Below are 13,243 nucleotides of genomic sequence, written 5' to 3' on the forward strand. Positions count from 1 at the left end.
TCAGGCAACCTGTACCGGAATCGCATTGCTGGTATGGCTGAGTTCGTTGCCCGGGGCCATGTACAGCATACGCGGTTTGAAATTGGCCAGTTCGGCTTCGCTGTAGTGAGCGTAGGCGCAGATGATCACGCGATCACCTACTTTGGCCTTGTGCGCCGCGGCGCCGTTCACCGAGATCATCCGCGAGCCGTTTTCGCCGCGGATGGCGTAGGTGGTGAAACGCTCGCCGTTGTCGACGTTGTAAATCTGGATCTGTTCGTACTCGCGGATGCCGGCGAGATCGAGCCATTCACCATCAATGGCGCAGGAACCTTCGTAGTCGAGCACAGCGTGGGTGACTTCGGCGCGGTGCAGTTTGGCCTTGAGCATGATGGCGTGCATGGCTTTTCCTCGTCAGGATGCGGGCGGCGGCAGAGTTTGCCCGAACCCCCGAGGGGGTTCAAGGCTATGACGGGCGTCGATCAGGCTTGCGCTTCGAGGTTGAAGGCAAGGTTGTCGATCAGGCGGGTGTTACCCATGAAGGCGGCACCGAGGATCACCAACTGATGGTCCTTGTCGCCTGCGGGGCGCAGATTCAGCGCTTCGCGGACTTCCAGGTAATCCGGGCGGAAACCGGCCCTGGCCAGTTCGGCCTGGCCTTCCTGTTCCAGTGCGGCGAAATCGCGGCGGCCTGCACGGATGGCGGAGGCCAGTTGCTGGAGGGTGCGGTACAGGGCGGGCGCGGCCGCGCGCTGGGCGTCGTCCAGGTAACCATTGCGCGACGACAGGGCCAGGCCATCTTCGGCACGGACCGTGGGTTCGCCCATGACCTGGATCGGCATGTTCAGGTCGCGCGCCAGCTTGCGGATGACTGCCAACTGCTGGAAGTCCTTCTCGCCGAATATCGCGAGGTCAGGCTGGACCATGTTGAACAGCTTGCTGACTACGGTGGCGACGCCCTCGAAATGGCCAGGGCGGCTACCGCCACAGAGACCTTCGGACACCAGCGGCACATTTACGCGGGTCTGGCCGTCCATGCCGTCCGGGTACATCTCTTCCACGTCCGGATGGAACAGCAGTTGGCAGCCAGCGGCCACCAGCTTCTCCTGGTCGGATACCAGGGTGCGCGGATACTTGGCCAGGTCTTCGCTGGGGCCGAATTGCAGCGGGTTGACGAAGATGCTGGCGACCACGAAGTCGGCTCGCTGGCTGGCCTTCTCCACCAGGGCGACGTGCCCGGCGTGGAGGTTGCCCATCGTCGGCACGAAGCCGATGCGCTTGCCCTCGTTGCGTGCGCGGGCGATGGCGGCACGCAGTTCGCGGACGGTCTTGACGGTGATCATGCGGAGAATCCGTGTTCGGCGGCGGGGAAAGTGACGTCCTTGACGGCCTGGACATAGGCAGTGAGCGCAGCCTGGATGCTGGTCTGGCCTTCCATGAAGTTTTTCACGAACTTGGGCGCGCGGCCGGTGAGGGACAGGCCGAGCATGTCGTGCAGGACCAGAACCTGGCCATCGGTGGCGCTACCCGCGCCGATGCCGATTACCGGGATTTTCACCGACTGGGTGATTTCGGCGGCCAGTTCGCTGGGCACGCATTCCAGCAGCAGCATGGCTGCGCCAGCCTGTTCCAGGGCCATGGCGTCGGCGCGCAGTTGGCGCGCCTGGGCTTCCTGGCGACCCTGGACCTTGTAGCCGCCGAGGATGTTGACGGCTTGCGGGGTCAGGCCCAGGTGGGCGCAGACCGGAACGCCGCGCTCGGCCAGCAGGCGGATGGGCTCGGCCAGCCAGGCGGCGCCTTCCAGCTTGACCATGTGGGCACCGGCCTGCATCAGCGCAGCGGAATTGGCGAAGGTCTGCTCGAGGTTGGCATAGGCCATGAACGGCAGGTCGCTGATAATCAGCGCGCCCTTGTTACCGCGTTTCACGGCCGCGGTGTGATAGGCCATTTCGGTCACACTGACCGGCAGGGTACTGTCATGGCCTTGCAGGACCATGCCAAGGGAATCACCCACCAGCAGCACATCCACGCCGGCCTGGCAGGCGGCCTGGGCAAAGGTGGCGTCATAGGCTGTCAGCATGGCGATCTTCTCGCCTTTCAGCTTGAGCTCTTGCAGGGTGGTCAGGGTCACATCAGGCATGAAAACGTCCTCATCGGCACCGGTTTGCACCGGCGCGGGGCAACGGGACGCTTATAGTCCCGATGGGGGGGCATGAAGTCAATTGCAGGTGTTACCGACCTGTTACGGCGTTACCGCCAGGTCGGGTAGGCGCTCGAGGCCTTCGAAGGGGCAGGCCTCCAGCAGCGTCTGCAACGGGCGCCCATCGGGCAGTTGCAGGTCGCCGGCGATTTCCGCCAGGGGATAGAGCACGAAGGCGCGGGCATGCATGTGGTAGTGCGGAACCTGCAATCGTGGCTCGTCGATCCGGCGTTGGCCGAACAGGAGAATGTCCAGATCCAGCGTGCGGGGCCCCCAGCGCTCGTCCTTGCGTACACGCCCCTGTGCAAGCTCGATGGTTTGCAGGGCATCCAGCAGTTCCAGCGGCGAGAGTTCGGTTTCCAGGGCCGCGACGGCATTGACGTAGCGGGGCTGGTCCGGCGGGCCGAGCGGATCGCTCGCATAGAGCGAGGAAACGGCAGTGAGCCGGGTGCGGGGCAGGTCGCCCAGTGCTGCGAGGGCGCCTCGCAGCTGGCTGACGGGTTCGGCTAGATTGCTGCCGAGGCCGATGTACACGCGCTCCATGATTACTCGCCCGGCGTGCCGGGGGCGTTGTCGCTACGTGGGCCACGACGGCGGCGGCTGCCACCGCGACGGCGACGCTGACCAGAGGGCTGCTGGTCATCCTTGGCGCTCAGCTCGCGGATCATGTTGCGGCGCTGGCTGTCGCTGGCGTCCTGGTAATCGGTCCACCAGTCGCCCAGTCCATCGGTTTGCTCGCCAGCGCTTTCACGCAGCAGCAGGAAGTCGTAGCCGGCACGGAAGCGCGGATTTTCCAGCAACAGGTCGGCGCGCTTGCCACTGCGGCGCGGCAAGCGTTCCTGCATGTCCCATATCTCGCGAATCGGGATGCTGAAACGCTTGGGAATGGCGGTACGCTGGACCTGTTCCATGATCAGGCCGTGGGCGGCTTCCTGCATTGCCGGGATCGGCGGCATGCCGCGTTCCTGCAGCTGCGCCGCACGGGCGGGCAGGGCCGGCCACAGCAGCGCGGCGAAGAGAAACGCCGGGGTGACGGGTTTGTTCTGGCGGATGCGCTCGTCGGTGTTGATCAGTGCCTGGCGGATCAGTCGACCGGTGTATTCGGGGTCACGTTCCAGCGCAGCGGCGCTGGCCGGGAACAGCGGGGCGAAGAGGTCGTACTCCACCAGCAACTCGAAGGTGCGCTCGGCCTTGCCGCTGAGGAACAGCTTGAGCACTTCGTCGAACAGGCGCGCGGAGGGAATCTCGCGCAGCATCGGTGCCAGGCGGCGAATGGGCGCGGCACTGTGTTTCTCGATCTCGAAGTCCAGCTTGGCGGCGAACCGCGCGGCACGCAGCATGCGCACCGGGTCTTCCTGGTAGCGCTGCTCGGGGATACCGATCAGTCGCACCAGCCGATTGCGGATGTCATGCACGCCATGGGCGTAGTCGAGGATGCGTTCGGTGGTGGGGTCGTAATACAGCGCATTGATCGTGAAGTCGCGACGTTGGGCGTCGTCTTCCAGACTGCCGTAGACGTTGTCACGCAGGATGCGACCACTTTCGTTACGCGAGGACTGGTTGCTGTCTTCCTCGTCTTCACCCTGGGGGTGATTGGCGCGGAAGGTGGCGACTTCGATGATTTCCCGGCCGAATTGTACGTGGGCCAGCTTGAAGCGACGGCCAATCACCCGGGCGTTACGGAACTCGGCGCGCACCTGTTCCGGGGTGGCGCTGGTGGCCACGTCGAAATCCTTGGGTCGCAGGTTCAGCAGCAGGTCGCGGACGCAACCGCCGACGAGGTAGGCCTGATAACCCGCCTTCTGCAGGCGGTCGACTACCACCACGGCGTTGCGGCTGATGCCCGAGCGGTGCAGCGAATGCTGATTGTTGCCCAGTACTTCGGGTGTGCTGCGCGGATGCTGAGCGCGGCGAAGGGGGGATCGGAAAGACTGGAACAGCTTCTTCAGCATGGGATGCACTGTTTTGCGGAATGGACGGCCAGAAAAGGATATGGGCGCACGATGGCCGCGGATTCTAGCACTGGGAGGGGGGATGGAGAAGAAAAGCTCTGAAAGGAGACAAAGCTACTGGGGGAGCCGAAGCTCCCCCCCAAATTGGTGCGTGCTTTGTTTTTATTGTTTCGGGCTTGGTGTTTTTGTTGTTCGACCCGGTCCAGCAAGCATTTAGCCTCTGGATATGCCCTCCAATCGAGGGTGAGTAGCAAACGGATTGCTTTGGACGCTGATGGTGCCTTGATCATTCCATGACCCAACCAGTACGGGTGCTGTCTCGGGACAGTTTTATTGTTCTCAGTCTGGCTGTGGGGCGAGCCCCAAGGGCAACTCCTCTCCAAAAGAATCAGTTAGCTGCGCCTCCGCTGTCTTGTTTTTATTGTGCTGGAGTCGATACGTCTTGTTTTTATTGTGGGGTTCAGCGGTTGTTATTGTTGTTGTGCCAGAGATAAAGCAGAAGCCGTGCCAACTTTTGAGATTCCTTGTAAATCAAGGCTTTGCGGGGATTGATGTCTAGACGGCGGGCAAAAAAAAGCCGGGTTTTCGTTACCTTTAGACCCGGCTTTGTTACGTGATGTTAGATGGGGTAACAGGGCGCGGGACCAGATGTGTTCCCGGGCTGTCACCCTCGCCGGGGGCTCAAGGCCCGGCTGCGGCACCCGATTTGCGGCGCGGGATACCCAGGCGCTGACGCCGTTCCCATAGGCATTTGCGGCTGATGCCCAGCTTGCGGGCCAGCTCGGTTTCAGTCATGTGATCCTGATGCTCCAGCACGAAGTGCTGGAAGTAGTCCTCGAGCGAAAGGTCTTCTGTAGGCTCGTGGGCCGTGTTGTTGGCCTGGGCCGGAGCGGCGGCTTCGTTGAAGTCCAGGTCGTCCAGGTCGTCCAGCTCGATGTCGATGCCCAGCAGGTCAGCCGAAATGTCCGGGCTCTCGCACAGGATCACCGCACGCTCGATGGCGTTTTCCAGTTCACGCACGTTACCCGGCCAGTTGTAGTGGCGGATGGCCTGTTCGGCATCTGCGGCGAAACGCAGGCTTTCGCGCCCCATCTGGGAGCACTGGCGCGCCAGGAAGGAACGGGCGATTTCCAGCACGTCGTTACCGCGCTCGCGCAGGGCGGGCAGTTTCAGGGAGATGACGTGCAGGCGGTAATAGAGGTCTTCGCGGAACTGGCCGGTCTTGGCCAGCGTCTTGAGGTCGCGGTGGGTGGCGGCGATCAGGCGAACATCGACCTTCTGCGATTGCACCGAGCCCACACGGCGGATCTCGCCTTCTTGCAGGACGCGGAGCAGGCGCGCCTGGGCTTCCAGTGGCAGTTCGCCGATCTCGTCGAGGAACAGGGTGCCACCGTCGGCGGCTTCCACCAGACCGGCGCGGCCGGCCGTGGCGCCGGTGAACGCACCTTTCTCGTGGCCGAAGAGTTCCGACTCGATCAGGGTTTCCGGAATGGCCGCGCAGTTCACCGAAATCAACGGTGCCTTGGCGCGACGGGAAAGGTTGTGCAGGGCGCGGGCCACCAGTTCCTTACCGGTGCCGGATTCCCCCTGGATCAACACGGTGGAGTCGGTCGGGGCGACCTTGCGGATCTTGCTGTAGAGCTCAAGCATCGCCGAGCAGGACCCGATGATGCCGATCTCGCCGTCGGCATTAGCGGCAGCGGCCTTTTCACCGCCTCGGCCCGCAGTGGGTCGCTCGCTCGGGGTCGATCTGGCCTCCTGGCGCTCCTTGAGGATGCGCGAGACGGCCTGGAGCATTTCGTCATGGTCGAAGGGCTTGGCGATGTAGTCCACCGCGCCCATCTTCATCGAGTCCACCGCCGAGCGCAGGCTGGCGTAGCTGGTCATGATCAGCACCGGGGTGCCTTGGGCCAGTTTGATCAGTTCGGTACCGGGAGCGCCAGGCAGGCGAAGGTCGCTGATGATCAGGTCGAAACCGGGAATGCTGTAGCGCTCCTGGGCTTCCTGCACGGAGCCTGCCTCACTGACCTGGTACTGGTTGCGTTCCAGCAGGCGTCGCAAGGCGGAGCGAATGATGGTTTCGTCTTCGACGATCAGAATATGTGGCATTAATTCGGCTCTCTAGACGGTCTCAGCCCACGGCGGATGTCGCTTCGACAAAACGAGGCAACGTCACCCTTATTCGGGTGCCGCGCTGGCTCTCGGAGTCGGCCGGGCTTTCGATGGTTATCTGTCCATAATGCTCTTCCACGATCGAATAGACCAGTGCAAGGCCAAGGCCGGTCCCTTTCCCTGGGTCCTTGGTGGTGAAGAAGGGTTCGAACAAGCGGTCCATGATTGCCTTCGGAATGCCGCTTCCCTCGTCTTCCACGACGAGGTCGACGGTATGCTCCGAGGCTTCACTGCTCACTCGGATGGCGCTGCCCACAGGGGACGCGTCGCGGGCGTTGGACAACAGGTTGATCAGGACCTGGGCGAGACGCTGCGGGTCGCCTTCGACGACGTGCTGCGGATCGCAGAGGTTGAAGAAGTTCACATCGATGCTGCGCTTGTTCAGTGACAGCAGTCCAATGGCGTCCTGCGCGACCTCAGCCAGGCACACCGGCTCGCTGGCCTGCTGGCGGCCACCGGCGTGGGCGAAGCTCATCAGCGACTGGACGATACGCGTGACGCGCTTGGTCTGTTCGAGGATCTGGCTGCTGAGTTCCTTGATCTCGGAATCGCCTTCGCGCTCTTCGCGCAGGTTCTGCGCCAGGCAGGCGATGCCGGTGATGGGGTTACCGATTTCGTGGGCAACGCCGGCCGCGAGGCGGCCGATGGATGCAAGGCGCTCGGAGTGCACCAGCTTGTCTTCCAGCAACTGCGTGTCGGTCACGTCTTCCACCAGCAGCACCAGTCCGCTGCTGCCAGGGGCCAGGGGTTCTTCGATCGCCGCCTTGTGCAGGTTGAGTGCACGCACCTGGCCGTCCAGGGTCAGGCGCTGTTTGTGCAGGTGCTCGTCGGGCAGGTTGATGAAGCCTTCCAGCAATCCTTTCCAGGGCTCGGCGATGGTGGACAGGCGCGATCCCACGACGCGCTGGGCGGGAATCTCGGTCAGTTCCTCCATGGCGCGGTTCCACATCAGGATCTCCTGATCCTTCGCCAGCGAGCAGACGCCCATGGGCAGTTCCTGCAAGGTCTGGCGGTGGTAGCGGCGCAAGGCATCCAGTTCGGCAGCCAGGCCGGTGAGGCGCGAGTGATAGTCCTCCAGCCGGCTTTCGATGAAGTGGATGTCCTCGGTCACGTAGCCTTCGCTGCCGGATTTGTAGGGCAGGAAGGTTTCCACCATATCCTGGGCCACGCTCGGGCCCATCAGGCCGGAGAGGTTGGCTTCAATGCGGTCACGCAGGCGACGCAGGGCATAGGGACGGCGTTCATCGAAAGGCAGGTGCAGGTCGCGTAGCGCCTGTTCCACTTCCTTCTGTGCCGTCTTGGCGCCTAGGGGCTTGGCCAGTTGGCTGGCGAATTCCTGCGGCGAACTGGCCACCAGTTCGCGGCGTTGTGGGCGGCGTACGTTGTCCACCGTGCAGGCTTCGGCGGCGCTGCGTTCTTCGGGGCTGGCTTCGGTGAAGAGCGAGACCAGGGTGAAGATCAGCACGTTAGCCGCGAGGGAGGCGATGGCCGCGATGTGCCAGCTGGTGTCGTCGAGGACGTAGATGGCGTTGAACAGCGGCAGGTAGACGCCCTGCAGGTTGCCCACCAGCGGCAGCAGCATGGCGAACAGCCAGACGATGAAGCCCGCCAGCAGGCCCGCGATGAAGCCGCGGCGGTTGGCCGTCGGCCAATAGAGGACCGACAGCGCGCCGGGGAGGAATTGCAGGGTGGCGACGAAGGCGACGATGCCGAGGTTGGAGAGGTCCTGCTCGGCGCCCAGCAGCAGGTAAAAACCGTAGCCGCCCATGATGATGAAGGCGATCAGCGCGCGGCGGGTCCACTTCAGCCAGCGATAGATGTTGCCTTCGGCCGGTGGTTGGTAGAGCGGCAGCACCAGGTGGTTCAGGGCCATGCCGGAGAGCGCCAGGGTCAGCACGATGATCAGGCCACTGGCAGCGGACAGGCCTCCGACATAGGCGAGCAAGGCCAGCGCCGGGTTGTCGACCGCGATACCGAGACCGAGCGTGAAGTATTCAGGGTTGGTGGTGGCGCCCAGCTTGAGGCCGGCCCAGAGAATCAGCGGAATGGCCAGACTCATCAGCAACAGGAACAAGGGCAGGCCCCAGCTCGCGCTGACCATGGCGCGTGGGTTGAGATTCTCGGTGAACGTCATGTGGTACATGTGCGGCATGACGATCGCCGACGCGAAGAACACCAGCAGCAGCGTGCGCCACGGACCTTCCTGCAAAGGCGTGTGCAGGGTGGAGAGGGCGGCCTGGTTCTGCAGTAGCCACAGTTCCAGTTCGCGTGGGCCGCCGAATACCCCGTAGAGGGCATAGAAGCCGATACCGCCCAGGGCCACCAGCTTGACCACCGATTCGAAGGCGATGGCGAACACCAGGCCGGCGTGCTTCTCGCGGGTGGCGATATGGCGTGCGCCGAAGAGGATCGTGAACAGCGTGATCAGGGCGCAGAAGCTGAAGGCGACGCGGTTGTGCACCGGCTCGCGGGTGAGGATGCCAATCGAGTCAGCCACGGCCTGGATCTGCAGCGCCAGTAACGGCAGTACGCCGATGATCATGATCACCGTCGTCAGCGCGCCGGCCCAGGTGCTGCGGAAGCGGAAGGCGAAGAGGTCCGCCAGGGATGAAAGCTGGTAGGTGCGCGTGATGCGCAGGATCGGATAGAGCAACACCGGTGCCAGCAGGAATGCGCCCGACACGCCCAGGTAGCTGGCGAGGAAACCATAGCCGTACTGATAGGCCAGCCCGACGGTGCCATAGAAGGCCCAGGCGCTGGCGTACACGCCCAGGGACAGGGTGTAAGTCAGCGGGTGGCGGATGATCCAGCGCGGGACAAAGCCCCGGTCACTGAGCCAGGCCACGCCGAACAGGGCCAGAAGATAGGCAGCGCTGATCAGGATCAGCTGGGTGAGGCTAAAGCTCATCAGCATCGCGTTGACTCTGCAGAATGAAGGTCACCACGATCAGGATCAGCCACAGCAGGTAGGGGCGGTACCAAGCGCCGTTGGGGTCGATCCACCAATCCATGATGGCGGGGGAGAACAGGTAGATTCCCACCACCAGGAGCAGGACCAGTCGATAGATGTACATGCCGCAATTCTCGTCGTGTCTGCCGCGATGGTAGCGAATGCCCGGTACGGCGGCGAGTGGCTAGCGCAGCTGTGTTTCGGCCAGTGTTCGGCAACGCGGTATGCGCGTGGCATCCCAATGGGCGATTCCCCAGTCCAGTGCTTCTCGGGGGCTGCCTTCGGCCAGTTCAGCGGGCGGGTCCTGGCCGAGCGTGCGCAGCGCACGGGCCAGTAGCGGTCCGGCACTGTCGGCCGGCAAGGGCGGGGAGCGGTAGGACTTGCCCAGCTTGTGGCCATCCGGCTGGATGATCAGTGGCACATGCAGGTAGCGCGGCTGGCGGAATCCGAGCAGTTCCTGCAGATAGAGCTGACGCGGCGTGGAGTCCAGCAGGTCGGCGCCACGCACGATGTCGGTAACACCCTGCCAGGCATCGTCCAGCACCACGGCCAACTGATAGGCATAGAGCCCATCACGGCGGCGGATGACGAAATCGCCCACTTCGCGTCCCAGGTGCTGGCGGTATTCGCCCTGCACGCGATCGACGAAGTGGTACTCCAGCTCCGGCACACGGATGCGGATGGCGGCATCGTGCTGGGGATGCTGTGCGTTGCGACAGGTCCCCGGATAGATACCCAGGCTGCCTTCCAACTGCTTGCGCGAACAGGTGCAGGCATAGGCCAGGCCCATCTCATAGAGACGGTCGATCACCTTGGCGTACGCCTCGTGGCGGTCGCTTTGGCGCACCATTTCGCCGTCCCACTCGAATCCATAGTTCTCCAGTGTCTGGAGGATCGCTGCCTGGGCACCTTCCACCTCCCGTGGCGGATCGAGGTCTTCCATGCGCAGCAGCCAACGGCCGCCGACTGAGCGGGCATCGAGGTAGGAGGCGAGGGCGGCGACCAGCGAGCCGAAATGCAGATAGCCGCTGGGCGTGGGGGCGAAGCGCCCGATATAGGCAGGGGACATTACGTTGCGGACAAAGCAACGGGGCGCCATTGGCGCCCCGTTTCGGCATCAGGAGCCGAGCTGCTTTTCCTTGATCTCCGCCAGGGTCTTGCAGTCGATGCAGAGGGTGGCGGTGGGGCGGGCTTCCAGACGGCGAATGCCAATCTCGACGCCGCAGGAGTCGCACCAGCCGTAATCGTTGTCTTCGATCAGCTGGAGAGTCTCGTCGATCTTCTTGATCAGCTTGCGCTCACGGTCGCGGGCTCGCAGTTCCAGGCTGAATTCTTCTTCCTGGCTAGCGCGGTCGGCCGGATCGGGGAAGTTGGCAGCTTCGTCCTGCATGTGGTGCACGGTACGATCCACTTCTTCCATCAACTCTAGCTTCCACTTGTTGAGGATGTTGGTGAAGTGAGCACGCATGCTGTCGCTCATGTACTCCTCGCCCTTGGTCTCTTGGTAGGGCACGAAGCCACGAATCAACTGGCTGTTCTGTTGTTTTGCATTGGTGGGCATGGATGGCCGCCTCTCACTTTCTTAATCCATTGCGCAGGATTATGGTCCATCGCCGGCGGTGCCGGCCCTGCGGCTGCAAGCGGGCGAACTTACCAGATCAAATCCGGGTACGCCACTCCCCGGCGTCGTACATGCTGCAGCGTCCAGGGACCATTGGTTAGAATCCTCTCTTTGCCTTAATAAAGGAAGGCCAATGGCCCAGTCCTACAGTGCACGCAGCCGCGCCATCGAACCCTTCCATGTCATGGCCCTGCTGGCTCGCGCCAACGAACTCCAGGCGGCGGGTCATGATGTGATCCACCTGGAAATCGGCGAGCCGGACTTCACCACCGCCGAGCCCATCATCCAGGCCGGACAGGAAGCCTTGGCCGCCGGGCATACCCGTTACACTGCCGCTCGCGGCTTGCCGCAACTGCGCGAAGCCATCGCCGGCTTCTACGCATCACGCTATCGGTTGAACATAGACCCTGATCGCATTCTCATCACCCCCGGAGGCTCCGGGGCGCTGCTGCTGGCCAGCAGTCTCCTGGTGGACCCGGGCAAGCACTGGCTGCTGGCCGACCCCGGCTATCCCTGCAACCGCCACTTCCTGCGGCTTGTGGAAGGTGGTGCGCAGCTGGTGCCGGTCGGGCCGGAAACCCGCTATCAGTTGACCCCGCAGCTGGTCGAACGGCACTGGGATTCCGACAGTGTGGGGGCGCTGGTCGCCTCGCCGGCCAATCCTACGGGCACGGTGTTGCACGCCGATGAACTGGCGGCGTTGTCGCAGACCCTGAAAGTTCGCGGTGGCCATCTGGTGGTGGATGAGATCTACCACGGCCTGACCTACGGGATGGACGCCAGCAGCGTGCTGGAAGTGGATGACGACGCTTTCGTGCTGAACAGTTTTTCCAAGTATTTCGGCATGACCGGCTGGCGTCTCGGTTGGTTGGTAGCGCCCGCCGATGCCGTGCCTGAACTGGAGAAGCTGGCGCAGAACCTCTATATCAGTGCGCCTTCGATGGCCCAGTACGCCGCGCTGACCTGCTTCCAGCCGCGGACACTGGAGATCTTCGAGCAGCGCCGCGAAGAGTTCGCTCGCCGCCGCGACTACCTGATGCCGGCCCTTCGCGACCTGGGCTTCCGAATCGCGGTCGAGCCGGAGGGCGCCTTCTATCTGTATGCGGACATTTCCGCCTTTGGCGGCGATGCCTATGCCTTCTGTCGGCATTTCATCGAAACCGAGCATCTGGCCTTTACGCCGGGCCTGGATTTCGGCCGCTACCAGGCCGGTCACCATGTGCGCTTCGCCTATACGCAGAGCCTGCCGCGTCTGGAAGAAGCGGTGCAGCGCCTGGCGCGCGGCCTGAAGACCTGGGCGGGCCAATGAAGTTCGCCCCAGCCCTGGAAGAGGGCAGGCTGCTCAAGCGCTACAAGCGTTTCCTCGCGGACATCGAGACCGCTTCGGGGGAGCAGTTGACCATTCACTGCCCCAACACCGGCTCGATGTTGAATTGCATGAGCGAGGGCTGCCGGGTCTGGTTCAGTCGCTCCAACGATCCCAAGCGCAAACTGCCCGGTACCTGGGAAATCGCCGAGACGCCGCAGGGGCGTCTGGCCTGCGTCAACACCGCCCGTGCCAATGCCTTGGTGGAGGAAGCGTTGAAGACGGGCCTGATCCCCGAACTGGCGGGATTCTCCAGCCTCAAGCGTGAAGTCGCCTATGGGCAGGAAAACAGCCGCGCGGACTTCCGCCTGGACTTCGCTGATGGTCCGGCCTTCATCGAGGTGAAGAGTGTCACGCTGGGCTTCGATGGCTCGCCGGTCGCGGCATTTCCTGATGCGGTCACCACGCGGGGCAGCAAACATCTGCGTGAGCTTGCCGCGCTGGCTCGCGAGGGCGTGTGGGCCGTGCAGTTGTATTGCGTGAACCTGTCGGGAATCGACGCGGTGCGCCCGGCTGAGGAAATCGATCCGGCTTATGCGGCGGCCTTGCGTGAGGCCGTTTCTGCCGGCGTCGAAGTGCTGGCTTATGGGGTCGAGCTGACGACAGAGGAAGTGCGCGTCTGTCGCCGTCTTGATGTGAGGATCTGAGCCTCAGGCTGCGTCCAGCAGCCAGATGCCCTCGGCATCTTCGACAATGCCGACCGGCTCCAGCACTTCACCGACACAGGGGCCGGTAACGCATTCACCGGATTCGATCAGGAACAGCGCACCATGGGCGGCGCATTGGATCAGGCTGCCGCTGTGGTCGAGAAACTGGTCCGGCGTCCATTCCAGGGGAATGCCCCGGTGGGGGCAGCGGTTCTCATAGGCATGGACCTGCCCGTGCCGGCGCACCAGCAGAATCTTCAGGCCATCAACGACAAAGCCCCGACTCTGACCTTCGGCCAGCTCATCGGGGCGGCAAAGCAGGATCATCGGCTTCTCCACGGCAGGCGCGCATTATC

13 protein-coding genes are annotated in these 13,243 nt (G+C 63.3%); 2 read left to right on the top strand and 11 right to left on the bottom strand.

The annotated features are described in order from the left end of the window. From panD to dksA, 10 genes are all read right to left on the bottom strand, one after another. Complete coding sequence (gene panD, locus MnOB_RS05700) at positions 1-381, bottom strand: aspartate 1-decarboxylase (protein ID WP_003457244.1); 381 nt, start codon at positions 379-381, stop codon at positions 1-3. Between the two features lie 80 nt (positions 382-461). Then, on the bottom strand, positions 462-1,322 hold the full coding sequence (panC, locus tag MnOB_RS05705; protein WP_077522906.1) for a pantoate--beta-alanine ligase: 861 nt from the start codon (positions 1,320-1,322) through the stop codon (positions 462-464). Continuing rightward, a complete protein-coding gene (gene panB, locus MnOB_RS05710) occupies positions 1,319-2,119 on the bottom strand; it encodes a 3-methyl-2-oxobutanoate hydroxymethyltransferase (RefSeq protein WP_077522908.1) in 801 nt (266 codons plus the stop codon). The genes panC and panB overlap by 4 nt, the downstream gene beginning before the upstream one ends. 102 nt (positions 2,120-2,221) lie before the next feature. Beyond that, on the bottom strand, positions 2,222-2,722 hold the full coding sequence (gene folK / locus MnOB_RS05715; protein ID WP_077522910.1) for a 2-amino-4-hydroxy-6-hydroxymethyldihydropteridine diphosphokinase: 501 nt from the start codon (positions 2,720-2,722) through the stop codon (positions 2,222-2,224). 2 nt (positions 2,723-2,724) lie between these two features. Next, on the bottom strand, positions 2,725-4,131 hold the full coding sequence (locus MnOB_RS05720; protein ID WP_077522912.1) for a polynucleotide adenylyltransferase PcnB: 1,407 nt from the start codon (positions 4,129-4,131) through the stop codon (positions 2,725-2,727). A 681-nt stretch (positions 4,132-4,812) separates the two neighbouring features. Continuing rightward, positions 4,813-6,240 carry a sigma-54-dependent transcriptional regulator gene (locus MnOB_RS05725; protein ID WP_077522914.1) on the bottom strand — a complete coding sequence of 476 codons (1,428 nt, stop codon included), beginning with the start codon at positions 6,238-6,240 and terminating at the stop codon, positions 4,813-4,815. A gap of 22 nt (positions 6,241-6,262) precedes the next feature. Beyond that, positions 6,263-9,217, bottom strand: a complete 2,955-nt coding sequence (locus MnOB_RS05730) for a sensor histidine kinase (protein WP_199824481.1) — start codon at positions 9,215-9,217, stop codon at positions 6,263-6,265. Beyond that, positions 9,201-9,377 (bottom strand): hypothetical protein, encoded by a 177-nt coding sequence (locus tag MnOB_RS28545; protein WP_003095129.1) that lies wholly within the window; start codon positions 9,375-9,377, stop codon positions 9,201-9,203. Before MnOB_RS28545 ends, MnOB_RS05730 begins: the two co-directional genes overlap by 17 nt. Positions 9,378-9,437: 60 nt before the next feature. Then, positions 9,438-10,322, bottom strand: a complete 885-nt coding sequence (gluQRS, locus tag MnOB_RS05735) for a tRNA glutamyl-Q(34) synthetase GluQRS (protein ID WP_077522915.1) — start codon at positions 10,320-10,322, stop codon at positions 9,438-9,440. 48 nt (positions 10,323-10,370) lie between these two features. After that, the gene (gene dksA / locus MnOB_RS05740) at positions 10,371-10,814 is read right to left on the bottom strand and encodes an RNA polymerase-binding protein DksA (RefSeq protein ID WP_077522916.1); all 444 of its coding nucleotides are present in this window, start codon (positions 10,812-10,814) and stop codon (positions 10,371-10,373) included. Between the two features lie 193 nt (positions 10,815-11,007). On the opposite strand from dksA, the gene MnOB_RS05745 reads away from it, so the two are divergent. Together MnOB_RS05745 and sfsA are read left to right on the top strand one after the other, a co-directional pair. Continuing rightward, the gene (locus tag MnOB_RS05745) at positions 11,008-12,183 is read left to right on the top strand and encodes a pyridoxal phosphate-dependent aminotransferase (protein WP_077522917.1); all 1,176 of its coding nucleotides are present in this window, start codon (positions 11,008-11,010) and stop codon (positions 12,181-12,183) included. Further along, the gene (gene sfsA / locus MnOB_RS05750) at positions 12,180-12,887 is read left to right on the top strand and encodes a DNA/RNA nuclease SfsA (protein WP_077522918.1); all 708 of its coding nucleotides are present in this window, start codon (positions 12,180-12,182) and stop codon (positions 12,885-12,887) included. The genes MnOB_RS05745 and sfsA overlap by 4 nt, the downstream gene beginning before the upstream one ends. 3 nt (positions 12,888-12,890) lie before the next feature. On the opposite strand, the gene MnOB_RS05755 is transcribed toward sfsA, so the two are convergent. Further along, the gene (locus MnOB_RS05755; protein ID WP_077522919.1) at positions 12,891-13,214 is read right to left on the bottom strand and encodes a Rieske (2Fe-2S) protein; all 324 of its coding nucleotides are present in this window, start codon (positions 13,212-13,214) and stop codon (positions 12,891-12,893) included. Positions 13,215-13,243: the final 29 nt, after the last annotated feature.

It is taken from the genome of Metapseudomonas resinovorans (assembly GCF_002003485.1).
GTDB classification, from domain to species: domain Bacteria; phylum Pseudomonadota; class Gammaproteobacteria; order Pseudomonadales; family Pseudomonadaceae; genus Metapseudomonas; species Metapseudomonas resinovorans_D.

What these genes read in the sequence shown, in the direction of transcription:
- MnOB_RS05720 (WP_077522912.1), bottom strand. Translation starts at nt 4,131, where the DNA reads ATGCTGAAGAAGCTGTTCCAGTCTTTCCGATCCCCCCTTCGCCGCGCT.
- MnOB_RS05725 (WP_077522914.1), bottom strand. Translation starts at nt 6,240, where the DNA reads ATGCCACATATTCTGATCGTCGAAGACGAAACCATCATTCGCTCCGCC.
- MnOB_RS05730 (WP_199824481.1), bottom strand. Translation starts at nt 9,217, where the DNA reads ATGCTGATGAGCTTTAGCCTCACCCAGCTGATCCTGATCAGCGCTGCC.
- folK (WP_077522910.1), bottom strand. Translation starts at nt 2,722, where the DNA reads ATGGAGCGCGTGTACATCGGCCTCGGCAGCAATCTAGCCGAACCCGTC.
- dksA (WP_077522916.1), bottom strand. Translation starts at nt 10,814, where the DNA reads ATGCCCACCAATGCAAAACAACAGAACAGCCAGTTGATTCGTGGCTTC.
- panC (WP_077522906.1), bottom strand. Translation starts at nt 1,322, where the DNA reads ATGATCACCGTCAAGACCGTCCGCGAACTGCGTGCCGCCATCGCCCGC.
- MnOB_RS28545 (WP_003095129.1), bottom strand. Translation starts at nt 9,377, where the DNA reads ATGTACATCTATCGACTGGTCCTGCTCCTGGTGGTGGGAATCTACCTG.
- MnOB_RS05755 (WP_077522919.1), bottom strand. Translation starts at nt 13,214, where the DNA reads ATGATCCTGCTTTGCCGCCCCGATGAGCTGGCCGAAGGTCAGAGTCGG.
- sfsA (WP_077522918.1), top strand. Translation starts at nt 12,180, where the DNA reads ATGAAGTTCGCCCCAGCCCTGGAAGAGGGCAGGCTGCTCAAGCGCTAC.
- panD (WP_003457244.1), bottom strand. Translation starts at nt 381, where the DNA reads ATGCACGCCATCATGCTCAAGGCCAAACTGCACCGCGCCGAAGTCACC.
- gluQRS (WP_077522915.1), bottom strand. Translation starts at nt 10,322, where the DNA reads ATGTCCCCTGCCTATATCGGGCGCTTCGCCCCCACGCCCAGCGGCTAT.
- MnOB_RS05745 (WP_077522917.1), top strand. Translation starts at nt 11,008, where the DNA reads ATGGCCCAGTCCTACAGTGCACGCAGCCGCGCCATCGAACCCTTCCAT.
- panB (WP_077522908.1), bottom strand. Translation starts at nt 2,119, where the DNA reads ATGCCTGATGTGACCCTGACCACCCTGCAAGAGCTCAAGCTGAAAGGC.